Here is a 26,183-nt window from a genome sequence, read left to right as displayed (position 1 = left end):
TTAGATTCTCACTTAAGACTTAAAAGAATTGCTGGTTTACTTTATACTTAACTTATATTCTGTTCAATTTTCAAAGATCTAAGTCTTCCGACTTGCTTTTTTATAATAACATTTCATTTATCAATTGTCAACATTTTTTGTTGCAATTTTTTGTTGTTATCTTGCCGTCGTTCCCGACGACGCTATTTATATTATCATGATTCTTTTACTTATCAACATTAAAACCACTTCAAATTTAAATATTATTTTTATATTTCTCTTTTTTTCTTTATTATTCTTTAAATTTTATATAATGATACGCCTGGTAAAGTTAATTTAGTTTTTCAAGATATTCTCTATAAAAATCTATAATTTTAGTTTAAATTTCTATATTTTCTTAATTTTATTTTACTAAATATATATTAATTAATATAATACATATATAATATACATTATTACTTTTTAATATTAGGAGGATTATTATGCTAAAAAGATTTATTCTTACAATTCTAGCCTCATTGTTTATTTTTGTTGGTTGCTCTAATAAAAATAAAGATGCTGTTGATAAGAAAGATAAAATCAACATCTCCACTTCTTATGTGAATAGCTCTGACATTAAACCTAAAATAGTACTTTTAGAAAAAAATAATTCTAACAACAAGTACATCACCTTAGGAAATTTATTATTTTTCCCTAACCCTAGAAACAATGAAAAATTATCCGTATCTGATATTTCAAAAAATATTAATAATATTAATGATGATTCAGTCATTGATTTTTTTGATTATAATGTTAATTCTATTTCAACAGATGGGAATTATATATATTTTTCCTCTATTTCTAGTAATGGCGGAATATATAGATTAGATTATCAGAAGAAAGACATAACTAAAATTAATGATGCTTCTCCTTTAGAAATGATTTATCAAGAAGATAAATTGTATTACATAAGTTCAAAGGATAATAAAATTTATTGCTATTCAATTAAAGATAAGGAAACTAGACTATTATCAAGTTCCAAAAGCTCGACCCTTGTACTTAATAATAATTTAATCTTTTATAAAAACTTAAGTGATAACTCTAAATTATATTGTTTAACTATAGATGGTAATAATAATTTCAAAATAATAGATTCTCAAGTAGATAGTTTCGTTATTAACAATAATAAAATATTATTTTCAAATTTAAATGATAATAGCTATCTATACTCACTTGATACCTCTACTTACGAAACAAAGAAAATCTTAAGTACAAGCGTATCTAATTTACAAGAATATAAGAGCAATATATATTTTATTAATAATTCAAACCCTAATTCACTCTACCTTTTAAAATCAAGTAACGAAAATACCGAATTTGAATCCACTGAAATATTTCCGTACTTTGTAAATGAGTACTATTTAACTGAAAAAGGCATTTTTATAGAAGCTGCTTCTAGCTTAGATAGCATTAAAATAGTAAAATACAATTAAAAATAAGCTGTATTAAAATATCTAATAAATATTATCATCTATTTTAATACAGCTTTTATTTACATCTCTAAACTTTTAACTATTTCTTTATACTTATTTCCTCTTACTGAAAAGTTAGGGAACATATCAAAAGATGCACAAGCTGGTGATAAAGTAACTATATCTCCATCTTTAGCTATTTCCTTAGCCTTAAGTACAGCTTCCTCTAATGTATTTACTTTTATTATAGGAACATTTATCCCCTTTTCTTCTCTTAGCTTATCAAAAGCTTCTTTTATCAAATCCTTTGTAGCTCCTAATAAAATCAACTCTTTTATATATGGATATCCATCTTCAGCTAAAGGTTCAAAAGGTATATGTTTATCATATCCTCCAGCAATTAATATTACTTTTCTATCAAAGGCAAATAAACCTGCTAAAGTTCTAGTTGGACTAGATGCGATTGAATCATTATAGTACTTAACCCCATTAAGCTCTCTCACTAGTTCACATCTATGCTCTACTCCAACAAAAGTTTTTGCTACTTTTCTCATTGTACCTATAGATACTTCTTCCTTAGTAGCTAAAAATGCTGCTAAATAATTTTCTACATTATGAATTCCCTTGATTAAAACATCATCTTTACTACATACCGCTTCTCCATCAAGGTACAATATATTATCTTTAAAGTAAGCTCCTTTTTCCAGACTTCTTTTTGAGCTAAATTCTCTTACTTCCCCTTTAGCTTCTTGTATAAAGCTATGAGTTATTTCATTTTCTCTATTTAATATTAAAATTCCCGCTTTATCTTGATATAAGAATATATTTTTCTTTGCATTTATATACTCTTCCATATCCCTATGCATATCTAAATGATTTGGAGCTAGATTTGTTACAACAGCTACATCTATATGAGTATCCATAGTCATAAGTTGAAAACTAGACAATTCTAATACTACCTTATCTTCTGATGTTATTTCTTCAATATTAGAGAATAATGGAGTTCCTATATTTCCACCAACCCAAGTCTTGTATCCAGCTTCAATAAGTAATTTTGATACAATAGTTGTCGTAGTTGTTTTTCCATCACTACCTGTTATTCCAAATATCTTACCTTTGCAGTACCTCACAAATTCCTCCATCTCTGAAGTAATATATGCGCCCTCTTCTTTTACTCTAACTAAAGCTTCGCAATCTATTCTCATAGAAGGAGTTTTAAAGACAACCTCAAATCCGGTAAGTCTATCTAAATATCCATCTCCTAGTTCTAACTTCACTGATAGATTATGAAATTCATCAGCTATATTTCCTAACTCTTCTCTACTTTTCTTATCAAAAGCTGTTACTTTCGCCCCAAGCTTGACTAAAAATCTAATAAGAGGTATATTGCTAACACCTATTCCTACAACGGCTACCTTCTTCCCCCTTATATATTCTTTAAATTCTTCAAATGGCTTTTTCATACTCTTCCTCCAACCATATCTATATAAAAATATTATATTTCTATATTATGAATTTGCTAATATTTAAATACTCTCATACATAGCTACTATATATTTATTAAGTCTGTCCTAATCTTCTATAATTATAACACCTTAACTTACTAAATACAAAAAGGAGCTGTTTTAGACAGCCCCTTTTTATAATTAAAACTCTAAGCTCTTTTCAATATAAGCTTCTAATTCAGATATCTTAATTCTTTCTTGTTGCATAGTATCTCTATTTCTAATAGTTACTGCTTCATCTTCTAAAGTATCAAAGTCTATAGTTATACAGAAAGGAGTTCCTATTTCATCTTGTCTTCTATATCTCTTACCAATACTTCCTGTCTCATCGTATTCTAAGTTAAATTTCTTACTTAAATCTCCATAAACCTCTAAAGCTTTTTCTGAAAGTTTCTTTGAAAGTGGTAAGATTGCCGCTTTGTATGGTGCTAATGCTGGATGTAAGTGCATAACCGTTCTAACATCTCCACCTTCTAACTCTTCTTCATCATATGCGTCAACTAAGAACGCTAAAGCAACTCTATCAGCACCTAAAGATGGCTCAATTACATAAGGAACATATTTTTCATTTGTAGTTGGATCTAGATAGCTCATATCTTGACCTGAATGTTCTTGGTGCTTATTAAGGTCATAATCTGTTCTATCAGCTATTCCCCATAATTCACCCCATCCAAACGGGAATAAATATTCTATATCTGATGTAGCATTAGAATAGAATGATAACTCTTCTTCGCCATGATCTCTCATTCTTAAGTTCGCTTCATCAACTCCTAAATTTAATAAGAAATTAAAGCAATAATCCTTCCAGTATTTAAACCATTCTAAATCTGTTCCTGGCTTACAGAAGAATTCTAGTTCCATTTGTTCAAACTCTCTGGTTCTAAAAGTAAAGTTTCCTGGAGTTATTTCATTTCTGAAAGACTTTCCAATTTGAGCAATACCAAAAGGTACTTTCTTTCTTGAAGTTCTTTGAACAGATTTAAAGTTAACAAATATACCTTGTGCAGTTTCTGGTCTTAAATATATTGTGCTAGCTGAATCTTCTGTAATACCTTGGAAAGTTTTGAACATTAAATTGAACTTTCTTATATCAGTATAATTTAATTTTCCACACTTAGGACATACAATTTTATTATTTTCTATATATTCTTTTAACTGCTCATTAGTCCATCCATCTGCACTCGCAACTTCTGCTCCATTTTCAGTCATATAATCTTCAACTAATTTATCAGCTCTAAATCTAGCCTTACATTCTTTACAATCCATTAAAGGATCTGAGAAGCCTCCAACGTGTCCTGACGCTACCCAAACTTCTGGATTCATTAATATAGCACAATCTACTCCTACATTATAAGGACTTTCTTGAACGAATTTTTTCCACCAAGCTTTTTTTACATTGTTTTTAAATTCTACTCCTAGAGGACCATAATCCCAAGAATTCGCTAATCCTCCATAGATTTCAGAGCCAGGAAATACAAATCCTCTACTTTTACAAAGAGCAACGATCTTTTCCATAGTTTTTTCTACTGCCATTTTAATACCTCCAATTTTTTCATAAATAAAAAAGGCCTTAAACCTAAAGGGACGAAATTTATATTCCGCGGTTCCACCCTTCTTGGCTCTAGCCCAACTTTCAACATATTAATACTCAAAAGCGCCTTTCAACTTATGCTTATAACGATTTTCACCATCCACCGTCTCTCTTAAATAAACTTTAAGCTTACTCCTCTTTCTCTCTGTATTTATTAAATTATATATCCATTTTACCAAAAGGCTTTTATATGTCAAGAAAAAAGAGAAGATAGATATCATATTCCTCGTTTTGCCTCAAACTCCGAGCCACCGCCATATGGTATATATCTCCTTCTACACTGAAAGAAAGAAATATAAAAATCATTTATAATTTCCTGAATAAAAAAAGAGTTTTATAACAATAGATACTTTATCTACTCTTATAAAACTCTTTTATAAAATGGCTCCGTGGAGAGGATTCGAACCTCCAACCTATCGGTTAACAGCCGAGTGCTCCACCATTGAGCTACCACGGAATATTTTATAAATAATTTTAAAATTAAAATGGCTCCGTGGAGAGGATTCGAACCTCCAACCTATCGGTTAACAGCCGAGTGCTCCACCATTGAGCTACCACGGAATATTTTATAAATAATTTTAAAATTAAAATGGCTCCGTGGAGAGGATTCGAACCTCCAACCTATCGGTTAACAGCCGAGTGCTCCACCATTGAGCTACCACGGAATACTATAAATAATTTTAAAATTAAAATGGCTCCGCGAAGAGGATTCGAACCTCCAACCTATCGGTTAACAGCCGAGTGCTCCACCGTTGAGCTATCGCGGATTATTTGCTACATTTGTTATTATATCAAGTTTTATTAATATTGCAAGTGTTTTTTATTAAAAATTTTCTTATTAATTTTTAATTCACTATATTTTTTTAGGAAATCTCCTATTTTACTAGCCTAAAGAAATATTATAATATTTTATATTACTATGAAAGATATTATATATTTAATAATGAAAATATATAAAAAAGGAGCTGTTTAAAACAGCTCCTAAATTATACTCTATTTAACTGGTTTCATAGTTGGGAACATGATAATATCTCTTATAGATGCTGAATCAGTTAAGAACATTATAAGTCTATCAATACCGATACCTAAACCACCTGTTGGAGGCATACCAGTTTCTAATGCGCTCATAAATTCTTCATCTATCATATAAGCTTCATCATCACCAAGTTCTCTTTCTTTTTCTTGTTGATTAAATCTTTCTCTTTGAACTATTGGATCATTTAATTCTGAATATGCATTACATATTTCTCTGCCGAATACAAAACCTTCAAATCTCTCAGTAAACATATCATTTCCTCTCTTTTTCTTTGTAAGAGGTGATATTTCCACTGGGTAATCACAGATAAATGTTGGTTGAATCATATGTTGTTCACAATATTCTTCATATAAAGAGTTTAAAACTTCACCTTTTGTAACGTGAGATAAATTCTTTTTAAATTCTAAATGCTTTTCTTTAGCAATAGCTTGAGCTTCTTCATTAGTTGCTATTGTATTAAAATCAATTCCTGTATGTTCTTTTACTGCATCTACCATTGTTATTCTTCTCCAAGGTGGTGCGAAATCTATTTCAGTACCTTGATACATAACTTTAGTACTTCCATTTACTTTTTCACATACATAAGCAACCATATTTTCAGTAATTTCCATCATATCATTATAATCAGCAAAAGCTTGATATAATTCTATCATAGTAAATTCAGGATTATGTCTTACTGACATTCCTTCATTTCTAAAAGTTCTTCCCATATCATAAACTTTTTCTAGACCTGCAACTATAGCTCTCTTTAAGTATAACTCTGGAGCTATTCTTAGGTACATATCTATATCTAAAGTATTATGGTGAGTTATAAAAGGTCTAGCTGAAGCTCCACCTGCTATTGGTGAAAGCATAGGTGTTTCTACTTCTATGAATCCTTTATTATCTAAAAACTCTCTAATTCCTTTTAGTATAGCAGCTCTTTTTATAAAGTTTTGCTTAACTTCTGGATTAGATATCATATCTACTTCTCTTTGTCTATATCTTAAATCTGGGTCCTTTAAACCATGCCATTTTTCTGGTAATGGTTTTAATGACTTACAAATCAATTCAAAGCTCTTAACTTTTACAGAAACTTCTCCTGTTTTAGTTTTAAAAACTTCACCTGTTGCTGATACCCAATCTCCAAGATCATAAGTTTTATATGATTTTAAAGCTTCTTCTCCAACTTCATCTATTTTTATAAATAGTTGAATCTTTCCATCTCTATCATGGATATCTGAGAATACAACTTTACCTTGACCTCTTTTAGACATGATTCTTCCAGCTACAGTTACAATACTACCTTCTAAAGTGTCATAGTTTGACTTAACTTCTTCTGATATATGAGTTCTTTCAACTTTGTACACATCAAAAGGATCTTTTCCTTCCTTTTGTAACTCTAATAACTTTTCTCTTCTTAAAGCCTCTTGTTCATTAAACTGAGATTCTAATTCTTGTATATTCATTTCCTCAGTTGACATTGATATCCCTCCGTTACTCTCTTCTTATTCCTAAAATCTCGAACTTGTTTGTTCCTCCTGGTACTAAAACCTCTACTAATTCTCCAACCTTTTTACCTAATAGTGCTGCTCCAACTGGTGACTCATTTGATATTTTAAAATTCATTGGATCTGCTTCAGCTGAACCAACTAATGAATATTCAACTTCTTCATCAAATTCGTAATCTTTAACCTTTACTATAGTTCCAACGGCTACTTTATCTGTAGGAATTTCCGATTCATCAACAACTACAGCATTTTTAAGCATGTTTTCTAATTGTATAATTCTTCCCTCAGTGAATGCTTGTTCATTTTTAGCTTCATCATACTCTGAGTTCTCGCTTAAATCTCCATAACCTAATGCCACTTTTATTTTTTCTGTTATTTCTTTTCTTTTTACAGTCTTTAAAAATTCTAATTCGTCCTCTAATTTTCTTACACCTTCGTATGTCATTACGAATTTTTTAGTCTCACTCATGATTTTCTCCCCTTCAATCTCTACTTTATTCAAAAAACTAACAATAAATTTTATATTGTCAAAATCATTTAAAACATTATAAATCAGCTAATATTATATGTCAACCAATCTATAATATAAGTCTTATACTAGTAAGAATATTATTTTATTAGTCAACAGATATATATTATTCTTGTTTTTAATATATTTATTCATAAAAGCTTTTTATATTCAAATTAATAATATTTATTTATTTTAAAATTTTACTAATTCATCTCTATAATTATTTAATACTTCAATTACAGCAGCACTCTCTTCTAATGAATTTATTATTGTTCTTATTTCATTACTTTTTGGCATTCCTTTTAAATACCAAGAAGCATGTTTTCTCATTTCTCTTACTGCTTTTCTTTCGCCATCATATTTAATTGCTAACTCATAATGTCTTAAGCACATATTAATCTTATCTGAATAAGTTATTACTTCTTGTTCTAATCCATTTAATTTATTTTCAATTTGTTTAAATATCCAAGGATTACCCATACTGCCTCTTGCGACCATTATTCCATCACAATTAGTCTTATTCTTAAGCTCTAAGGCATCTTCTGGAGTAAAAACATCTCCATTTCCTATAACAGGTACAGATACAGCTTCTTTTACCTTTCCTATTATATCCCAATCCGCCTTACCTTCATACATTTGTTCTTTAGTTCTTCCATGTATCGCTAAAGCATCAACTCCAGCATCTTCAATAATCTTTGCAAATTCAACAGCATTTATGCTTCCTTCATCAAAACCCTTTCTAAACTTAACTGTAACTGGCTTTGTAGAAACCTTCTTTATTTCTCTTACAATATTGGCTGCTAATTCTGGATGCTTTAAAAGAGCTGATCCTTCTCCATTTTTAGTTATCTTATTTACGGGGCACCCCATATTTATATCAATTAAACAAATATCCTGTCTTTCGTTGAAATTTCTTTGTACAACTTCAGCCATTATTTTAGGATTATTCCCAAATATCTGAATTGCTACAGGAGCTTCTTCATCTGCTATTCTAAGAAGTGATTTAGTATTTTCATTTCCATAATATAGAGCCTTAGCGCTTACCATCTCAGTATAAACTAAGCCACATCCCATTTCTTTACATAACCCTCTAAATGATATATCTGTTACTCCTGCCATAGGTGCTAGAAAAACATTATTACTAAATTCTAGATTACCAATTTTCATATTATACTACTCCTTATTTTTTTCGTATATTATTCTTAATCCCTCTAATGTTAAACTAGAATCAACCTTATCTATAACATTTGTTTCTTTAGCAATCAAATTTGCTAATCCACCTGTTGCTACAACAAAAGGTTCATCTGAACCAAGATCCTTCATTTCATTTTTCATTTTTGTAACTATATATTCTACTTGACCTATATAACCATATATTATCCCAGCTTGCATACTAGTTATAGTATTCTTACATATAATATTTTTTGGTGTCTCAAGTTCTACTCTTGGAAGCTTAGCCGCTCTATCAAATAAAGCATCTGAAGCTATTTTTATACCTGGAGTTATACATCCACCTAAATAATTTGCATCCTTAGTTAATGAACAAAATGTAGTCGCTGTACCAAAATCTATTATTATTAGATCTCTTTTATATTTATCATGTGCAGCAACAGCATTAACGATTCTATCTGCTCCTACCTCTTTAGGGTTATCATATTTTATATTAATTCCAGTCTTAACTCCTGGACCCACTATTATAGGATTTATTTCAAAGCTCTTTCTTATCATATTCTCTAAAGAATGCATTATATTAGGGACAACTGAAGATATTATTATTCCTTCTACTTCCTTAGAGTTTAATCCACTTTGTTGAAAAAGTTGCATAACTTGAATAGAATACTCATCCGATGTTTTCTTTGAATCTGTCGAAATTCTCCAACTTGCAATATTATTTGAACCTTTATATAATCCCAAAACTATATTAGTATTGCCAACGTCAACTACTAGTATCATACAAGCACCACCTTAATACAATTAAAAGCAGCTTTAAAAGCTGCCTTATTAAAAAAATATAACCTCAACAATTTTAACAATTTAATTTTAACAATTATAGTCTATTTGTCAAGTGTTGTAAATTCTATATATTAAAATAATCCTACTATTTCACCATTATCTAGTATATCCATCTTATTAGCGGCTGGTACTTTAGGAAGGCCTGGCATAGTCATAATATCACCATTTAACACAACAATAAAACCTGCTCCATTAGAAACTCTAACTTCTTTAACAGTTATCTCAAAATTTTCTGGTCTTCCTTTTAAATTTGGATTATCTGATAAAGAATATTGTGTTTTTGCCATACAAATAGGTAATTTATCTAATCCAAACCTTTCAATTTCCTCAATTTGTTTTTTAGCATTGGCTGTAAATGCTACCCCATTAGCACCATATATTTCTTTAGCTATGGTGTTTATTTTATCTTCAATACTAGACTCTACTTCATAAATTGGATTGAAATTAGATCTCTCATTTTCAAGTATATTACAAACAGCCTCGCCTAATTCAATTCCACCTTCTCCACCTTTCGCCCACACATCAGATAAAGCGACTTTAACATCTAATTTATCACAATATTCCTTAATAAAATTAACTTCTTCTTCACTATCAGTTACAAATTTATTTATAGCAACTACTACTGGAACATTGTATTTCTTAATATTTTCAATTTGCTTTTCTAAATTACCTATACCTTTAGCCAAAGCTTCTACGTTCGGAGTGCTTAACATATCTTTTGAAACTCCACCATGATTTTTTAATGCTCTTACTGTTGCTACTATAACAACACAGTTAGGCTCTAATTCTCCATATCTACATTTTATATCCAAGAATTTTTCTGCGCCTAAATCAGCTCCAAACCCTGCTTCAGTTACTACTATATCGCCTAACTTTAAAGCCATTTTAGTCGCTATTATGGAGTTGCAACCATGTGCTATATTTGCAAATGGACCCCCATGAATTATTGCAGGAGTATTTTCTAATGTTTGGACTAAATTTGGCTTTATAGCATCCTTCATTAATAGAGCCATTGCACCTTGAATATCTAATTGTCTTGCATATACTGGATTACCATCTAAATCATATGCAATTAATATATTACCCATTCTCTCCTTAAGATCTGATAAACTATTTGATAAACAAAGTATTGCCATAATTTCTGAAGCTACAGTAATCATGAAGCCATCTTCCCTCAAGAAGCCATTTAATTTTCCTCCGAGTCCAACAACTATATTTCTTAACGCCCTATCATTCATATCTATTACTCTTTTGAATACTATTCTTCTTGAATCGATTCTTAAAGCATTTCCTTGATGTATATGATTATCTATCGCCGCTGCTAATAAATTATTAGCACTAGTTATAGCATGCATGTCTCCTGTAAAATGTAGATTTATATCTTCCATAGGAACTACTTGAGCATATCCACCTCCAGCTGCACCTCCTTTTATTCCGAATACAGGTCCTAGAGATGGTTCTCTTAATGCAATAACAGCATTTTTCCCCATTCTACAAAGTGCTTGCCCTAATCCAACTGTAACTGTAGATTTCCCCTCACCTGCAGGAGTTGGATTTATAGCTGTTACTAATACTAACTTGCCATCTTTCTCTGATTTCTTTTTATCAAATATATCTAATGATAACTTACATTTATATTTCCCATATTGTTCAATGTCATCTTCATTTAAGCCTAATTTTGCAGCAATTTTATTTATATGTTCCATTTTAGCTTCTTGAGCTATTTGTATATCACTTTTCATATCAAAACACCCCTAACTTTTACTATTATTTTATTAATTATTATTATTTACATAAATTATATCATTCAATCTTTAATAACAAAATACATTTTCGAACATTGCATAAATTCTTATAATTATAATTCGCTTTATTTGTTTTATACTTTATATTTTTAATAAAAATAAAAGGGATAGCAATAATACTATCCCTTAATATACTTTAATTTTCATTAAATATTCTTATGAACTCTTCACCATCAATTTTTTCTTTTTCTAGTAAAACAGCTGCTACTGCATGAAGTTTGTTAATATTTTCGCTTAACAACGTTTCAGCTCTATTATAAGCTTCATCTACAAATCTCTTTACTTCCTTATCTATTTCAGAACCGACTTCTTCACTAAAGTTTCTTCCATGGCCTAGATTTTTTCCTAAGAACACTTCATTATTGTCTGAACTATATGAAATTGTTCCAAGCTTTTCACTCATACCATATTCCATTACCATAGCTCTAGCAATAGCACTTACTCTATCTATATCATTCTTAGCTCCTGTAGAAATATCTGAAAGAATAAGTTTTTCAGCCAATCTTCCACCTAATAATCCAACCATATCATCCTTTAATTTTGCTTTTGAAGTATATGATCTATCTTCATTTGGTAAATGCATAGTGTACCCACCAGCCATACCTCTTGGTATTATACTTATTTCGTGAACAGGATCTGCATGTTCCAGAAGATTCATAACTACAGCATGCCCTGCTTCATGATAAGCTGTAAGCTTCTTATCATGCTCACTCATTACTCTACTCTTCTTTTCAGGTCCAGCAATTACTCTAGTAATAGCTTCTTCAAATTCTAACATTCCTATTAATTTTTCACTTCTTCTAACTGCTAATAAGGCTGCTTCATTAGCTAAGTTTTCTATATCAGCTCCACTAAATCCTGGAGTTCTCTTAGCTAATACTTTTAAGTCTACATCTTCTGCTAAAGGCTTCTTCTTAGTATGAACCTTTAATATTTCTTCTCTTCCCTTAACATCTGGAGCTCCAACAACTATTTGTCTATCGAATCTACCAGGTCTTAACAAAGCTGGGTCAAGAATATCTGGTCTGTTTGTTGCAGCAATCATTATGATTCCTTCATTTGCACCAAAACCATCCATTTCAACTAATAATTGATTTAAAGTTTGCTCTCTTTCATCGTGTCCACCACCAAGACCTGCACCTCTTTGTCTACCAACTGCATCTATTTCATCTATAAACACTAGTGATGGTGCACTCTTTTTAGCTTGTTCAAATAAATCTCTAACTCTTGATGCTCCTACCCCAACGAACATTTCAACGAAATCAGAACCTGATATACTATAGAACGGCACCCCTGCTTCTCCTGCTATAGCTTTTGCAAGTAATGTTTTACCTGTCCCTGGAGGTCCAACTAATAATACCCCTTTAGGTATTCTAGCTCCCATTTGAGTATATTTAGATGGTTGCTTCAAGAAATCTACTATCTCTTCTAACTCTTGTTTTTCTTCATCTGCTCCAGCAACATCGTCAAAGGTTACTCTTTTAGCATCAGGTGGCATTATTTTAGCTCTACTTTTTCCAAAGTTCATAACGCCTCTTCCACTGCCTCCACCTTGGGATTGCTGAGTCATCATAAAGAAGAATACAAACACTAGCACTAAAATCATCAGTGTCGGAATTATGCTTATCCAAAGACTACTATTTGATGGTTGCTTAAAATCTACCTTCACATCATCCTTTGGGCTTTGAGACATTAACATTTGCACCATTTCTTCTGGAGCATATGTATTGAATTGTTTGTTGTCTCTTGTTGTACCTGATATAAGCATTTTATCAGGTTGAACCACAATGCTTTCTATTTCATTTCCTACCCATTTTTGTTGAAAATCACTGTATGATATCTCATCTGCCATTTTTCCACTATTCCATAAAAACGTTGCAGAAAAGAATAATATCAAAATTACAAATATCCATACTGTTGCACTTGAATATTTTTTCATTCAAGGCCCCCCTTTCATCTAGTTTTTTATTTTATTGCACTATTACACTATATTTAATATTATTTTCTATATACTTCTTCTTTTAATACTCCCACATATGGTAAATTTCTATATTTTTCAGCATAATCTAATCCATAACCTACTAAGAATTCATCTGGTACTTCAAAACCACAATATTTTACATTTATATCTACCATTCTTCTAGATGGCTTAGTTAGTAATGTAACTATTTCTATACTACTTGCCTTTCTAGCATTTAAGTATTTTAATAAGTAATCTAAAGTTACTCCACTATCTATTATATCTTCTACTATTATTATGTGTTTTCCTTCAATACCATAATCTAAATCTTTTAAGATTCTAACTATCCCTGATGTCTCAGTAGATCTTCCATAACTAGATACAGCCATAAAGTCTATTTCACAAGGTATGTTAATATTTTTAATAAGATCAGAAGCAAATATAACTGACCCTTTTAAAATACCTACTATTAGCAATTCTTTACCTTCATAATCATTACTAATAGCTTTTCCTATTTCCTTTATTCTTTGTAAAATTTGTTCCTCAGTAAGTAATACCTCTTTTATGTCTTTTATCATATTTTATTCCTTTCTAGCAAATGTTATTTTTATAATACTTTTAGTTTCCTTAGTAATTTTAAAACTTTCGGAAACCTTATATCCTACTAACCAAGCTATTTCATTATCAAAACATAAAACAGGAATCTCATCTCTTTTCTCAATAGGTATCTTTAGATCTATAAAGATATCTTTAACTTTTTTAGTTCCCTTCATTCCAAGAGGAATCATCTTATCCCCATTTATCCTTTTTCTAATTATTAGCCTTTCTTTTATCTTATCATAATCAAAAAATTTTATTAATACATTATTAGAAAATTCTATATTTTTTTTATTACTTATTATAGCAAAATTTATACTATAATTCCCAAACTCAATAGAATTACTATCTAATTCATTTATATTTAATATAACTTCTTTTAATTCTTTATTTTTATTTTCTCTAATTTTAAAATATATATCTCCATATATATTTTCAGCTATTACTCCATATGGAAGATTTATTTTTTTATTAGTAGAATTATTCGCTAAGGATATTACTTCATAAATATGTTTCATTTCAAAATTTGTATACTTACCTGTAAATTCTATAAAAGCTCTCTTTATAAGTCTAGTTAGAATTGCTCTTTCAATTGAAAAGGCTGATTTCGATATAATTAATTTATTTCCATTATTTGTGCAATACTTTTTATAATAATTATTACATTCTTTTTCTATAAAGTCATTATCTATTTGTAATAAATTTGCCATTCTATTAATTGTTTCTATTATATCTTCATTAAAATTATTCTTCATATACGGAAGAATATCTAACCTTACCTTATTTCTACTATAAATATTTTCAAAATTACTTTTATCTATTCTAGGAGCTAAATTATTTATTTTACAATAATGCTCTATCTCTCCTCTAGACAGGCAAAGAATAGGCCTTATTATTCCACCTTCTCTTTTACTTCTAATTCCACAAAGTCCTTCTATCGCAGTCCCTCTCATCATGTTCATAATTACAGTTTCAGCTTGATCGTTTGCATTGTGAGCAACTGCAATCTTATTGTACCCATTTTCCTTAATTATTAACTGAAAAAATTTATATCTTTCCTCTCTTCCTGCTAACTCATGAGATATTCCCTTCTGTTTAGATACTTCATTTATATCTATCCTTGTAGAAAAAAATTTTACATTTAGATTTTTGCATATGTTTCGTGCATATTCCTCATCTTTAAAAGCTTCTTCACCTCTAAGCATATGATTTACATGTGCTGCTGCAATCTCGATATTAAAGTCTTCTCTAAGTTCATAAAGGACATTTAACAAACAAACTGAATCAGGACCACCAGACAAAGCTACCAAAATCCTATCACCAATTTGTATTAAATTATTTTCAATTATAAAAGCCTTTACTTTGTTTATCACAACAATACTCCTTAGTAAATTTATTTTAATATATAATATAATAACCTTAACATACTTATCTGTAAATATTAATTCTTAACTAATTTTTACAATATTGTAACATAAAGATGTAATAAATAATCTCTATAATAATATTATTGTCTCCGTATAAGTTATTTTAATATCTCCTCAAACATTAATTACTTAAAGTCAAATATAAAAGGCACTAATGTGCCTTTATTAAATAAATTTTAAATTGTTATTTAATATACCGAATATATCTTAGAAACTAATACAGTCATATCATCTCTAACTTTTCCATCACTTAAAACCATGGCTTTTTCAAGTATATCTCTAGATAAAGCAGATGGATTAGTTTCTGCGTATTCTAAGTATTCTTCAAGCCAAGCGTAACTTCCTATATTATTTTTATCTATATCTAAAACTCCATCGCTAATTGAAACTATAATATCGCCGTGCTTCAATTTGAACTTTGTAGATGTTACATCTACAGAGTCTAAAATCCCAAAAGGAAGACTATTCGATTTAATAACCTTTATATCTGATCCTCTTTTTATAAAACTTACTACTCCGCCAATCTTTATAAATTCAGCTTCACCGGTATATAAATCTATTATATTTAAATCCATAGTCGTAAATTTCTCATCTTCATTGAACTTCATAGCCATTATTGAGTTAACAGTATCAATAGCTGTCTTCTCACTAAATCCATTTTCAATGAATTTTTCAATTAATCCTACAGCTAGGCTACTTTCCATTCCTGCTTCTGGTCCAGATCCCATACCATCACTTATTATACTTATATAAGTACCATCATTATTTTGTGAAAAACTATAGCTATCGCCAATATAAGATTCTCCATCCTTAGCCTTAATGGCAGCATAGGAAGTCATATGATACTTAGGTGTTTCTTCTATTATTACAGAACATTCACCAGTGTTTGGATTTATCCTAACCCCCTCTTTTGATAATGATACTGGAACTTTAACTAATGTGTTAATTATAGGTAATATCATTTTGTTACAATATCTCTCATCTCCAGGATTATTAGTTACAACTTTAATTTTCATCCTTCCATGCCTGTCTAAGTAAGAAAAGACATCCTTATAATCAATTTTCTTCTTATTAAATGCTTTTCTCAATATCTTATCAATCTCAGTACAAACAGATATATCTTTCTCAAAATCTCTTATCATATTTTCCATAGTATTAGATATATTATTAATATGACTTGCTATTATATTCCTACCCTCACTAAGTCTAGTCTTTAATGCCTCATTTACAGTATAACTATTTACTATTTCTTGAGCACTTTTCATTAAACTTCCTGTTTTAACACACTTCTTTTCTAATGATTTAGGCATATATATATTATTATTTTCGCAACTACTTATTAATTCTGTAAATCCTTCAAAAGTTGAATGTAAATTTCTATCCCAGCACCTTTGTTTTAATTCACAATTATAACAAACTCTATCAGCCAAATTCTCTACCATAGCAGTGCCTTTATTATTTAAAGATAAAATATCATTTTCACCTAGATTTACTATAGATGATGATAGTGTTGATAATATCGATTTCATAGAGTTTAATCTATCTATAAATTCATCCTTTATCCCGCTTAAATGAATATCATTAATAGCTTCGACTTTCTTCTCCTGATTAAATTCTTTACTAATTGTCTCAATAATCGCCTTAGGAATAGAAAGTAATATTACAGATGATAACAGAACCTCTATACCACCATAAATATTAAATACACTTGAGTACATCCAGATTATAAAGTAAACAACAATATAAGACAATATAGCAAATAATCTACCTGTTTCTTTAAAAATACCAATTATTAATCCACATAAGCTATATAGTGTTATCGAACTTATAATATCGCCATTAGTTATCCCTATTATTAATCCCATTGAAACACCTATAGCAGATCCTATTCCCGATCCACCTACATATGCAAAAATAGCAATTGTAGATAATGCTAATATATTTCTAATTTGTACATTAAACACATCTAGACTTCCTACTCCTGCAATCAACAAACAAACTAATATTCCTATACTTATTATTTCTTCTGTTGAGAATAAATAATTGCTCTCTAGTTCATCCATACAGTTTAAAGCATAACTTACCATATATTTTACTGGTATTATACTTAAAATCTTTAACAAAGAAAAAACTATGTTAACTTGAATCGGTTTACTATTAACAACTATATTATATATAATAAAAACTGAAAAAATTATGAAAAAGGTAACGTAATCCCTTTTCTTTATCTCTAATTTATTACAAATCTCCATATATACAATAATTGATACAGCTGCTATAGAATAACTTATAGCACCTTCTAACGTAGATGATATAGATAAATATCCTACTACAGTACCAATCAGGGCTAATAACATATCTGTACTATTCTCTTTCTTTATTCCTATAAGATATGCAAGCCCAAATGGTGCTATTCCCATATCTATAGTTGCTGATAGTAGAACTCTACTTAGTAAAAATCCCATCACTAGATATATAATCAACCTAATCGGTGTCCCTTGAACTTTTAACTCTCTTTTTTTATGATTATCTACTCTCTTATAAGTCGATACATCAACACCATATTGCATCCTCTCTCCTCAATACTTCCATAAAATGTAATTCAAAGTATATCACCTTTTAAAAAAAATATGTGTCGCTTGATGTATCATTATTTATTTTTCGTAGTACAATAATATGTAAAATTCCTTATTCAATACATATTTTCATACTTAAATTTCTAAATACTATTTTTTTATTTTATTTATCTCTTTATTTTTAATATAATTTTGTCATTTTTAAAAGAAAAAAATAGAGAGAAAAATAGAATATCCATTTTATCTCATGCTTAAGGAAAGAAATTTATAAAAATTTATTCACTAGCTAATATTTGTATAAATTATTATAAAACAAAAAAGCACTTAAGTTAAACTTAAGTGCTTTGGTGCTGAAGACCGGAATCGAACCGGTACGGTATCGCTACCGCAGGATTTTAAGTCCTGTGCGTCTGCCTGTTCCGCCACTTCAGCGTATATGGTAGCGGAAATAGGACTTGAACCTACGACACCTCGGGTATGAACCGAGTGCTCTAGCCAGCTGAGCTATTCCGCCATATCTTTGGTTGCGGGGATAGGACTTGAACCTACGACCTTCGGGTTATGAGCCCGACGAGCTGCCAACTGCTCCACCCCGCGATAATTAAGTTGAATTTAGCTTGGTGCTGAAGACCGGAATCGAACCGGTACGGTATCGCTACCGCAGGATTTTAAGTCCTGTGCGTCTGCCTGTTCCGCCACTTCAGCATGTTTTTTTTCGTCGCCCCTCAGCGACAAAATTAATTATATATGATGTTTTATATAGTGTCAACATATTTTTTATTTTTTTTATTTAACAATATTCAATTATATTTCTAAACTTTTATATATCTAAATAATAAAAGACTACTATTATATAAGTAGTCCTTTATATAGATTTATATATTAAATTTATATGATGTGCATTATTAACTATTAATAACTTTTTCTTGAACCCTTAGATTTAAAATCTTGTTTCTTTTTAACATCCTGCATTCTCTCTTCGCTGTCTTTTAAGAACCTTGACATTATATCTTCAAAATTACCTGCATTCGTACTAGTCTTTTTATTTTCTGAGGTCCAATCTATTTCTACAGGTTTAATTGACTTTTTTTGTACATTTGCTTGCTTTATTGACAAGCTAATTTTTCCATTATCATCAATAGATATTACCTTTACCTTCACCTTATCTTGTTCACTAAGGTGTTCTCTAATATCCTTAACAAATGAATCCGCCACTTCTGAAATGTGAACCAGCCCTGTCTTTCCTTCTATTTCAACGAAAGCTCCAAAACTAGTTATATTAACCACTGTACCTTCTAATATGTTTCCTGCCATCAAGGTCATGTTACAAAGATTCCTCCTTAAAAATTAAATAATATATGTTATTATAATAATAACCTTTTTTAAATAGTTCTAAAACATATTCTTTAATTTTGCTCTCCGGAATTTACAACTTTTTCTCCTTCCTTAATCATGCCTAGTCTTTCTCTTGCAAGTTTCTCAAGATAATCATTAGATTCGTTAGCTTTTTTAAGATCTGATTCTAATTCACTATTTTTATTCTTAAGCTCTTGTAATTCTTCCTGACTATTAGCAATGTCCTCTTGAATTCTTCTAATTGTAATTTCCTGTTTAACATAATTAACAATAAAAATCGCAAAAATAAAAACTATAATTAATCTTTTAAGAGTTAGTTGCTTTTTAATTGCTCTCACCCTCTTTAAACTATATTATATAATATATTTTATACACTATAAATATTTTATTCAAGATATTTTTTTGCGTTACTAGTTTTTACATCACTTTTTTCCGGAAATACTATAATATATTATCTTTATTGGATAAATTATATTTTTAAATAATATTCTAATAAACTTCCCAATCTTGCTAATTATATATTTCTCCGCTTTAAAAACTACAGGGCTTATAAGTTTTAAATAAAGAATTAAAGTTATAATCATAAAAATATATACATAGGGACCTAAAAATGCGTAGTTTGTATATAGTAAGAAAGCAAATACTATAATTGCGGTAAGAATCCAAAACAGTATATCTTCAATTATTATTATTATTTTAGGAATCCTAAAACCTCTTATTATGTTGTATAAATCAAATAATATACCGGCCAATATTCCAGAAAGTATGGAATATATAACTATATCAAATTGAACACCTAAAGATAGTGGCATAATTACTTACTCACCTATTTAAATAACTTAGAAAGTATACTTTCTTTTTCTTTCTTTATTTCTTTACTACTATATACTATTGAAGATACATTCCCTACTATTATTACATCACCATTCTGAACATCAAGTTTATTCATTTTTAATTCTGATCCCTTAATAGTTAAAAAGCCTAACTTTGTATTCAATAAGATTTTTTCATCATCAAAACTTATAACTTCTTCTACCCCAGTAAGAGTTAACTTTTTTCTGTTTTCTAAAACTATACTACCCCTTGGCTCTTCGAGCCTATTGTCGTTTTTCTTTTCCATCTTATCTCCTCCACATATCCTTTATAAAAATATATGAAAGATAGGTTATATTTATTCTTTATCTTCTTCGCCTTCTAATATCTCGTACATCTCTTTTGCATTTTCTTTTTTAACATGTTCAACTATATTAACAATTCTAGCTTTTAAAGCTCTATTAGCAAACTGTATTTCTATAATATCTCCCTCTTTAACTACAGTTGAAGGTTTAGCTGTCTTACCATTAATAGATACTCTCTCCCCTTCACATACTTCTTTTGCTACTGTTCTTCTTTTAATAATCCTAGAAACCTTAAGATACTTATCTAATCTCATACATATTCTCCTTAAAATTTAATTATTATCAAAAGAACCCGAGTAAACTCGGGTTCTAATTATGCTACTTATTAACTTTTTCCTTAAATTCTTTACCCGCTTTGAATACTGGAACAGTTGAAGCAGGAATGCTTATTGTTTCTTTAGTTCTTGGATTTCTTCCTTCTCTTGCAGCTCTTTCTCTAGTTTCAAAAGTACCGAATCCTACTAATTGTACTTTTTCTCCATTTTCTAATGCTTCTTCAACGCTTTCTATAAATGCTTTTAACGCTAATTCTGCATCCTTCTTAGTTAATTTACTTTTTTCTGACATGCTAGTGATTAATTCTGCTTTATTCACAATTACATCCTCCTTAAATAACCCGTATATATTTTAGTAGTTAACTATATCTGTTAATATGTACTATAACTACATTATCTTATTATATATTGTCTTTTGGCAGTAGTCTATAACATTATGAATTTTTTGTTATAAACTCTATTTATTACAATAAGTTCCTTATAGTATAGTATAAATCACTATAATATTTATTCTTCAAAAAATTTATAAATCCTTCTTATTTTTATTAAATTCTTTATTTTTTGCTTCATCCCAGAATTTATCCATTTCCTCTAATGTCATTTCATTTAAATTTCTATTATTTTTTATCGCTTGTTGTTCAATAAAAGAGAATCTATTTATAAATTTTTTGATAGTTGAATTTAATGCCTCTTCTTCATCTACCTTTAACAGCCTTGCTACATTAACACAAGCAAAGATCAAGTCTCCTACTTCATTCTTTATTTTTTCCTTGTTATTGGATTTATATACATCTAATACCTCTTTTAATTCTTCTTCCACCTTCAGAGCAGCTTCTTCCACCTTGCTCCAATCAAATCCGACCTTTGCAGCCTTTTTTTGAACCTTATGAGCTCTAATCAAAGCTGGAAGCGCATTTGCTATGGCATTCATTTCATCTGTAATAGTATTATATTGTTTCTCTTTTTTCTTTAGGTCATCCCATTTCTCTAAAACATCTTTACTATTTGAAACTTCTCCATCTCCAAAAACATGCGGATGTCTATATATCATTTTATTACATATAGAACCTATGACATCATAAATATTGAAATATCCATCATCTTTGCCAATAGAAGCATGGAATACTACGTGCAATAATACATCTCCTAGTTCTTCTATCATTCCATCTATATCATCATTATTTATACTATCCACTAATTCATATGCTTCTTCTAATATTTGATTTTTTATACTTTCATGCGTTTGTTCCATATCCCAAGGACAGCCATCCTCGCCTCTTAATGTATCAATTATTTCCACTAAGTCATTAAAATCTTTTTTGTTATCAACATCTTTAGGTATATATATCGAAGTTAAATAATCTATATCTTCCTGCATATCCAGCTCATATATTGGTATCCTTCTAATAGACTCTTCACCTTCTATACCTGCCGCTCTAGCAAATACTATCTCTGTATCATCATTATAATAATCCAACAATCTAAGTTTAACCTCTGATGCTATTAAAGGATTATACACTTGAGTTATTATAGTGCCAATTCTTTTATCTAAAACTTGATTGCTAATATCAAAGGCATCAATAACCTTTAAACCTTCAATAGGATCTATTTTCAATACATCCATCATAGCATCAATAAAGCTCACAGCAGGAACTATCTCGTATTCAATATTTTCATCATCACATAAGCTAATAAGATTAAATACTGACTTTTCTGCTACTAAAGGATGTCCAGGGACAGCATAAATTATATCTCCAAATTCTTTTTGATTTTTTATTATGTCATTAGCTATACTTTTATAAACTTCATCAAAGTTATCTAAGCTTTCATAATAATGGTCATATGTTTTAAAATTACTTAATCTTTTCTTTAGGTAATCTACAGTAGGATGTTTTTCTGTTCTAAAATATATATTTTCCCCTTCCTCTAGTGCTCTAACTGCTCCAATAGTTAAAGCATCTGGTGCTCCTGGTCCTAAACCTATTATTTTTATCATTAGGTTTTCTCTCCTTTTAATTAATTTTAATAATTCTATTTTTTATATCATCTATACTAAATATTCTAAGTATTAATATTAATATTACATATATAATAATACCCAAAAATATAGATATTAAGCAAGCAAAAGTGTTGCTATTAGTCTTATTAAATATATAAATATAGGAGAATAAAACACCAATGATCATAATAATTGCAGCTATTATAGGTTTAATAAAAGTCTTATATATATTTAGATTTAATCTTAGTCTCTTTCTCAAAGAAATTAAATTTAATATAGTAGATACTAAATATGCAGAAATACTAGCTATAACAGCTCCATATATGTTAATTTCCGGCATTGGAACTAAGACAAAAGTTAATATTACCTTAACTATACATCCTATAAATAAGTTAATTATAGGCCTAATGTAATATCCAACTCCTTGCATAATAGATGTAGTGGTTTGAGTTAAAATTATAAATGGTACCGATAATGATAAATACTTTAAAATCAATATCCCATCATACCTACCGGGAAATATAACCTTCATTATTGGTCCTGCAAGAAAAAAAAGCCCTAATGTACATGGCATAGCTATAAGGATTGACATTTTCATAGATAATTGAATCTTTGACTCTAACTCATCTCTTCTATTCATTATATACTTCTCAGCTATTATAGGTATTAAAGCTGTCCCAAGAGCCATTGATAAGGTTAAAGGAATATTTGTTATGACATTTGCCTTTCCTGTAAGTTGTGCATATAAAATAGTTGCATTTTCTGATGATAAACCTGCTTGTAATAACTTTTGTGGGACCAATATAGAATCAATTAGACTCATAATAGTACCTACTGTAGCCCCTAAAGAAATAGGAAGCGCTATTTTTAATATAGATGTAAGAACTTCTGGATTACTTCTAACCTTTCTGTTCCACATTTCCTTCTTAACTTTTTTATATCTTTCATACAAATAACTCGCACCTATAACACCACCTGCCGCTGCACCGAATGCTGCACCACCTGCTGCATATTCTATGCCCTTAGGTAATAATAATATAGCAAGTCCAACTCCTATTATCACTCTTCCTATTTGTTCTAGTATTTGTGAAATCCCTGAAGGAGTCATGTTTTGAAGTCCTTGGAAGAACCCCCTATATATAGTCATAATTGAAATAACAAAAGGTGCAAATGATATTCCTAAAAGAGAATAGTAAGACTTCATATCCCATTGAACAAAATTTATAATAGGCTTTGCAAAAACAAATAGTAGAAGAGTTGTCCCACCTCCTAATAGCATCATCAAAATAGTAGATTCCTTCAACGTTACAAATATGCCTTCTATATCTCCCTTTGCTTTTTTCTCTGAAATCATCTTAGAAATAGCTACAGGAATTCCGGAAGCTATAGCTACAAAAAACATGTACAAAGGATATGACATTTGATAATATCCTACACCTTCATCACCTATAAGCATAATTAATGGCCATCTAAAGAATAAACCTAAAAATCTTGCTACTATTCCAGCTACTCCAAGTACCAAACTAGCTTTTATTAGCGATTGTTTTTTCATAAAATACCTCCAAACTTAAAATTGCTTTTAATCATTTTTATTTTAAGTTTGGAGGTATTATTACTTTTTATTGATAACTTTATATTTATTTAATTATTTATTTTTATTGTTCCATTTGTTTACCTAAGAAAGCTGAAGCTGTTTCAGCTAGTTTTAACTCTAATTCTCCTACCTTTTCACCAGATTCCTTTGATAAGATAATAACGGCTCCTATTGCATCTCCTTCAGCTATTATAGGAGATATTACTTGGCTAGCATATTTTCCTGCCTCTTCGTCATTATGTAACGGAATAATCTTACTTTCATCTGTTATTAAAACAGCTTTTCTTTCTTCCATTATTTTTTCTAATTCCTGGCTAACCTTTCTTTCAATATATTCCTTTTTAGATACTCCACTTACTGATATAAATGCATCCTTATCTGCTATTAATACAATATGTCCAATTGATTGCTGTAAGCTTTCAGCATACTCCTTTGAAAAATCTGTTAATTCTCCAATAGGTGAGTACTTCTTTAAAATAACTCCACCCTCTCTATCAGTGAAAATCTCTAAAGGATCTCCTTCTCTAATCCTCAAGGTCCTTCTAATTTCTTTAGGTATTACAACTCTTCCTAAGTCATCAATACGTCTAACAATCCCTGTTGCTTTCATTATTATGAGCTACCTCCTTATTTAATAATTAGTTGCAATATTATTATTTGACTTATCAGAAATTTTATACCCATATAACCAATTTTTATTTAATTAAAAAATATTAGGTAATTTATAATGAAAAAAGGAATCGACTAGTAATTAGCCGACTCCATAAGAAATTATTTAAATGTATGCCAAATATTTATTGTTTATATGTTTATTATAATCTATTCTCGTATGTTTTAACTTTATATTCATTTTTCCACTCTTCAATAGAAGTAGTATATATTTCATTTTTCTTTTCAGTTTCTAACGTACTCTTTATTGTATCTTTTGCTTCATCTAAAGTTTCTTGTTTTATATCAGTAACTTTTATTATATGATATCCATAAGTACTTTGTACAAGGTCTGAAATTTCACCTTCACCTAATGCCTTAAATGCATCTGTAAACTCTTGAACATATTGAGTTGTATCATAAGTTACAGTTCCTAAACTTCCACCATTCTCTTTAGTACCTGTATCTTCTGAATATTCCTTTGCTAACGTAGCAAAATCTTCACCATTTACAGCTCTTTCTCTTACTTCTTTAGCTGTTGCTTCATCTTTTATTAAGATATGAGATACTGTTGCACTCTTAAAGCTATCTAAGTGTTCATCATAATAAGTTTTTATTTCCTCGTCAGTTACAGTTACATCTTTAAATATTTCTTCATTAACCTTAGCTCTTATTAGGTTATCTTCCATACTTTTACTTAATTGTTCTGTATATTCTTCTAAAGTCATTCCTGCATTTTCTAAAGCAGTGTTGAATGCATCTTCTCCACCTAGACTTTCTTTTAAATCCGCAATATATGTGTTAGTTTCTTCATCTATTTCTTCTTGTGTTGGAAGTACGCCAAGCTCTTCAGCCTTCTTATACATAAGTTTTTGTTCTACTAATAAATTTATTGCTTCAGTTCTAAGCTCTTTAACATAACTAGCTACTTCTGCATTTGTATCATAATCTGCACCATAATATGATTCCAAATATGGATCTGCTATTTCATCTACTTCGCCTCTTGTAATTTTGATATCCCCAACTTTAGCTAATACTGTGTTTTTTATTGCTTCTGGTGTCTTTTGTATCATTTCACATCCAAATGCTGAAAAAGCAAAAATACTTAAGGCTCCCATAGCTATTATTTTCTTAATTTTAATCAATGATGTTCCCTCATTTCTATTTAATTTGTTAAACCCTATTTATTATA

At 29.6% G+C, this 26,183-nt stretch carries 22 protein-coding genes, 8 tRNA genes and 1 other annotated feature; of the genes, 1 reads left to right on the top strand and 29 read right to left on the bottom strand.

All coding sequences use genetic code 11. The annotated features are described in order from the left end of the window. The first annotated feature begins 461 nt into the window (after positions 1 to 461). Positions 462 to 1,451, top strand: coding sequence for a DUF5050 domain-containing protein (locus tag QK892_RS05455; RefSeq protein ID WP_317272517.1), 990 nt, complete (start codon positions 462 to 464; stop codon positions 1,449 to 1,451). A gap of 59 nt (positions 1,452 to 1,510) precedes the next feature. Here QK892_RS05455 and murD read toward each other — a convergent pair whose 3' ends face one another. From murD to QK892_RS05310, 29 genes are all read right to left on the bottom strand, one after another. Continuing rightward, complete coding sequence (gene murD / locus QK892_RS05450; protein ID WP_317272516.1) at positions 1,511 to 2,893, bottom strand: UDP-N-acetylmuramoyl-L-alanine--D-glutamate ligase; 1,383 nt, start codon at positions 2,891 to 2,893, stop codon at positions 1,511 to 1,513. 183 nt (positions 2,894 to 3,076) lie between these two features. After that, on the bottom strand, positions 3,077 to 4,468 hold the full coding sequence (locus QK892_RS05445) for a glycine--tRNA ligase (protein ID WP_317272515.1): 1,392 nt from the start codon (positions 4,466 to 4,468) through the stop codon (positions 3,077 to 3,079). 44 nt (positions 4,469 to 4,512) lie between these two features. Continuing rightward, positions 4,513 to 4,681, bottom strand: a binding site (T-box leader). A 227-nt stretch (positions 4,682 to 4,908) separates the two neighbouring features. Continuing rightward, positions 4,909 to 4,983, bottom strand: a tRNA-Asn gene (locus tag QK892_RS05440). 29 nt (positions 4,984 to 5,012) lie between these two features. Next, positions 5,013 to 5,087 (bottom strand) — tRNA-Asn (locus QK892_RS05435). A gap of 29 nt (positions 5,088 to 5,116) precedes the next feature. Then, positions 5,117 to 5,191, bottom strand: a tRNA-Asn gene (locus QK892_RS05430). Positions 5,192 to 5,218: 27 nt separating this feature from the next. Next, positions 5,219 to 5,293: transfer RNA gene (locus QK892_RS05425), tRNA-Asn, on the bottom strand. 226 nt (positions 5,294 to 5,519) lie between these two features. Then, positions 5,520 to 7,025, bottom strand: a complete 1,506-nt coding sequence (lysS, locus tag QK892_RS05420) for a lysine--tRNA ligase (RefSeq protein ID WP_317272514.1) — start codon at positions 7,023 to 7,025, stop codon at positions 5,520 to 5,522. 13 nt (positions 7,026 to 7,038) lie between these two features. Beyond that, on the bottom strand, positions 7,039 to 7,521 hold the full coding sequence (gene greA, locus QK892_RS05415) for a transcription elongation factor GreA (protein ID WP_317272513.1): 483 nt from the start codon (positions 7,519 to 7,521) through the stop codon (positions 7,039 to 7,041). A 234-nt stretch (positions 7,522 to 7,755) separates the two neighbouring features. Then, on the bottom strand, positions 7,756 to 8,730 hold the full coding sequence (gene dusB, locus QK892_RS05410) for a tRNA dihydrouridine synthase DusB (protein WP_317272512.1): 975 nt from the start codon (positions 8,728 to 8,730) through the stop codon (positions 7,756 to 7,758). A 6-nt stretch (positions 8,731 to 8,736) separates the two neighbouring features. Next, the gene (locus QK892_RS05405) at positions 8,737 to 9,516 is read right to left on the bottom strand and encodes a type III pantothenate kinase (RefSeq protein WP_317272511.1); all 780 of its coding nucleotides are present in this window, start codon (positions 9,514 to 9,516) and stop codon (positions 8,737 to 8,739) included. 131 nt (positions 9,517 to 9,647) lie between these two features. Next, a complete protein-coding gene (locus QK892_RS05400; protein ID WP_317272510.1) occupies positions 9,648 to 11,318 on the bottom strand; it encodes a formate--tetrahydrofolate ligase in 1,671 nt (556 codons plus the stop codon). A 199-nt stretch (positions 11,319 to 11,517) separates the two neighbouring features. Beyond that, a complete protein-coding gene (ftsH, locus tag QK892_RS05395; RefSeq protein ID WP_317272509.1) occupies positions 11,518 to 13,320 on the bottom strand; it encodes an ATP-dependent zinc metalloprotease FtsH in 1,803 nt (600 codons plus the stop codon). 59 nt (positions 13,321 to 13,379) lie between these two features. After that, on the bottom strand, positions 13,380 to 13,919 hold the full coding sequence (hpt, locus tag QK892_RS05390; RefSeq protein WP_317272508.1) for a hypoxanthine phosphoribosyltransferase: 540 nt from the start codon (positions 13,917 to 13,919) through the stop codon (positions 13,380 to 13,382). A gap of 3 nt (positions 13,920 to 13,922) precedes the next feature. After that, the gene (tilS, locus tag QK892_RS05385; RefSeq protein ID WP_317272507.1) at positions 13,923 to 15,311 is read right to left on the bottom strand and encodes a tRNA lysidine(34) synthetase TilS; all 1,389 of its coding nucleotides are present in this window, start codon (positions 15,309 to 15,311) and stop codon (positions 13,923 to 13,925) included. A gap of 242 nt (positions 15,312 to 15,553) precedes the next feature. After that, positions 15,554 to 17,935 carry a stage II sporulation protein E gene (gene spoIIE, locus QK892_RS05380; protein ID WP_317272506.1) on the bottom strand — a complete coding sequence of 794 codons (2,382 nt, stop codon included), beginning with the start codon at positions 17,933 to 17,935 and terminating at the stop codon, positions 15,554 to 15,556. A gap of 351 nt (positions 17,936 to 18,286) precedes the next feature. Next, positions 18,287 to 18,373, bottom strand: a tRNA-Leu gene (locus QK892_RS05375). Positions 18,374 to 18,378: 5 nt separating this feature from the next. Then, a tRNA-Met gene (locus tag QK892_RS05370) sits at positions 18,379 to 18,455 on the bottom strand. Positions 18,456 to 18,462: 7 nt separating this feature from the next. Beyond that, positions 18,463 to 18,538, bottom strand: a tRNA-Met gene (locus QK892_RS05365). Positions 18,539 to 18,559: 21 nt separating this feature from the next. Continuing rightward, a tRNA-Leu gene (locus QK892_RS05360) sits at positions 18,560 to 18,646 on the bottom strand. Positions 18,647 to 18,853: 207 nt separating this feature from the next. Next, on the bottom strand, positions 18,854 to 19,264 hold the full coding sequence (locus tag QK892_RS05355) for a S1 domain-containing RNA-binding protein (protein ID WP_317272505.1): 411 nt from the start codon (positions 19,262 to 19,264) through the stop codon (positions 18,854 to 18,856). Positions 19,265 to 19,347: 83 nt separating this feature from the next. Next, complete coding sequence (locus tag QK892_RS05350) at positions 19,348 to 19,635, bottom strand: FtsB family cell division protein (protein WP_317272504.1); 288 nt, start codon at positions 19,633 to 19,635, stop codon at positions 19,348 to 19,350. 84 nt (positions 19,636 to 19,719) lie between these two features. Further along, positions 19,720 to 20,109 carry a spore cortex biosynthesis protein YabQ gene (gene yabQ / locus QK892_RS05345; protein WP_317272503.1) on the bottom strand — a complete coding sequence of 130 codons (390 nt, stop codon included), beginning with the start codon at positions 20,107 to 20,109 and terminating at the stop codon, positions 19,720 to 19,722. Between the two features lie 14 nt (positions 20,110 to 20,123). Continuing rightward, positions 20,124 to 20,417: a sporulation protein YabP gene (gene yabP / locus QK892_RS05340; protein ID WP_317272502.1), complete on the bottom strand. Its 294-nt coding sequence runs from the start codon at positions 20,415 to 20,417 to the stop codon at positions 20,124 to 20,126. Between the two features lie 51 nt (positions 20,418 to 20,468). Then, positions 20,469 to 20,729: an RNA-binding S4 domain-containing protein gene (locus tag QK892_RS05335; protein WP_317272501.1), complete on the bottom strand. Its 261-nt coding sequence runs from the start codon at positions 20,727 to 20,729 to the stop codon at positions 20,469 to 20,471. Positions 20,730 to 20,793: 64 nt separating this feature from the next. Further along, positions 20,794 to 21,069: an HU family DNA-binding protein gene (locus QK892_RS05330; RefSeq protein WP_291706703.1), complete on the bottom strand. Its 276-nt coding sequence runs from the start codon at positions 21,067 to 21,069 to the stop codon at positions 20,794 to 20,796. Positions 21,070 to 21,273: 204 nt separating this feature from the next. Continuing rightward, positions 21,274 to 22,746: a bifunctional methyltransferase/pyrophosphohydrolase YabN gene (locus QK892_RS05325; RefSeq protein ID WP_317272500.1), complete on the bottom strand. Its 1,473-nt coding sequence runs from the start codon at positions 22,744 to 22,746 to the stop codon at positions 21,274 to 21,276. Between the two features lie 16 nt (positions 22,747 to 22,762). Beyond that, a complete protein-coding gene (locus QK892_RS05320; protein ID WP_317272499.1) occupies positions 22,763 to 24,301 on the bottom strand; it encodes a putative polysaccharide biosynthesis protein in 1,539 nt (512 codons plus the stop codon). Between the two features lie 103 nt (positions 24,302 to 24,404). Next, positions 24,405 to 24,953, bottom strand: a complete 549-nt coding sequence (gene spoVT, locus QK892_RS05315; protein WP_317272498.1) for a stage V sporulation protein T — start codon at positions 24,951 to 24,953, stop codon at positions 24,405 to 24,407. Positions 24,954 to 25,155: 202 nt separating this feature from the next. Further along, positions 25,156 to 26,136: a peptidylprolyl isomerase gene (locus tag QK892_RS05310; protein WP_317272497.1), complete on the bottom strand. Its 981-nt coding sequence runs from the start codon at positions 26,134 to 26,136 to the stop codon at positions 25,156 to 25,158. Positions 26,137 to 26,183: the final 47 nt, after the last annotated feature.

This window comes from Clostridium lamae (assembly GCF_033043255.1).
GTDB lineage: Bacteria > Bacillota > Clostridia > Clostridiales > Clostridiaceae > Clostridium > Clostridium lamae.
The sequence above is the reverse complement of the archived record's forward strand: the minus strand, read 5'-3'. Positions and strand labels throughout refer to the sequence as shown.

What these genes read in the sequence shown, in the direction of transcription:
- yabQ (WP_317272503.1), bottom strand. Translation starts at nt 20,109, where the DNA reads ATGCCACTATCTTTAGGTGTTCAATTTGATATAGTTATATATTCCATA.
- lysS (WP_317272514.1), bottom strand. Translation starts at nt 7,025, where the DNA reads ATGTCAACTGAGGAAATGAATATACAAGAATTAGAATCTCAGTTTAAT.
- QK892_RS05400 (WP_317272510.1), bottom strand. Translation starts at nt 11,318, where the DNA reads ATGAAAAGTGATATACAAATAGCTCAAGAAGCTAAAATGGAACATATA.
- murD (WP_317272516.1), bottom strand. Translation starts at nt 2,893, where the DNA reads ATGAAAAAGCCATTTGAAGAATTTAAAGAATATATAAGGGGGAAGAAG.
- QK892_RS05335 (WP_317272501.1), bottom strand. Translation starts at nt 20,729, where the DNA reads ATGAGATTAGATAAGTATCTTAAGGTTTCTAGGATTATTAAAAGAAGA.
- QK892_RS05320 (WP_317272499.1), bottom strand. Translation starts at nt 24,301, where the DNA reads ATGAAAAAACAATCGCTAATAAAAGCTAGTTTGGTACTTGGAGTAGCT.
- QK892_RS05325 (WP_317272500.1), bottom strand. Translation starts at nt 22,746, where the DNA reads ATGATAAAAATAATAGGTTTAGGACCAGGAGCACCAGATGCTTTAACT.
- spoIIE (WP_317272506.1), bottom strand. Translation starts at nt 17,935, where the DNA reads ATGCAATATGGTGTTGATGTATCGACTTATAAGAGAGTAGATAATCAT.
- QK892_RS05455 (WP_317272517.1), top strand. Translation starts at nt 462, where the DNA reads ATGCTAAAAAGATTTATTCTTACAATTCTAGCCTCATTGTTTATTTTT.
- spoVT (WP_317272498.1), bottom strand. Translation starts at nt 24,953, where the DNA reads ATGAAAGCAACAGGGATTGTTAGACGTATTGATGACTTAGGAAGAGTT.
- yabP (WP_317272502.1), bottom strand. Translation starts at nt 20,417, where the DNA reads ATGGAAAAGAAAAACGACAATAGGCTCGAAGAGCCAAGGGGTAGTATA.
- greA (WP_317272513.1), bottom strand. Translation starts at nt 7,521, where the DNA reads ATGAGTGAGACTAAAAAATTCGTAATGACATACGAAGGTGTAAGAAAA.
- ftsH (WP_317272509.1), bottom strand. Translation starts at nt 13,320, where the DNA reads ATGAAAAAATATTCAAGTGCAACAGTATGGATATTTGTAATTTTGATA.
- hpt (WP_317272508.1), bottom strand. Translation starts at nt 13,919, where the DNA reads ATGATAAAAGACATAAAAGAGGTATTACTTACTGAGGAACAAATTTTA.
- dusB (WP_317272512.1), bottom strand. Translation starts at nt 8,730, where the DNA reads ATGAAAATTGGTAATCTAGAATTTAGTAATAATGTTTTTCTAGCACCT.
- QK892_RS05445 (WP_317272515.1), bottom strand. Translation starts at nt 4,468, where the DNA reads ATGGCAGTAGAAAAAACTATGGAAAAGATCGTTGCTCTTTGTAAAAGT.
- QK892_RS05355 (WP_317272505.1), bottom strand. Translation starts at nt 19,264, where the DNA reads ATGACCTTGATGGCAGGAAACATATTAGAAGGTACAGTGGTTAATATA.
- QK892_RS05405 (WP_317272511.1), bottom strand. Translation starts at nt 9,516, where the DNA reads ATGATACTAGTAGTTGACGTTGGCAATACTAATATAGTTTTGGGATTA.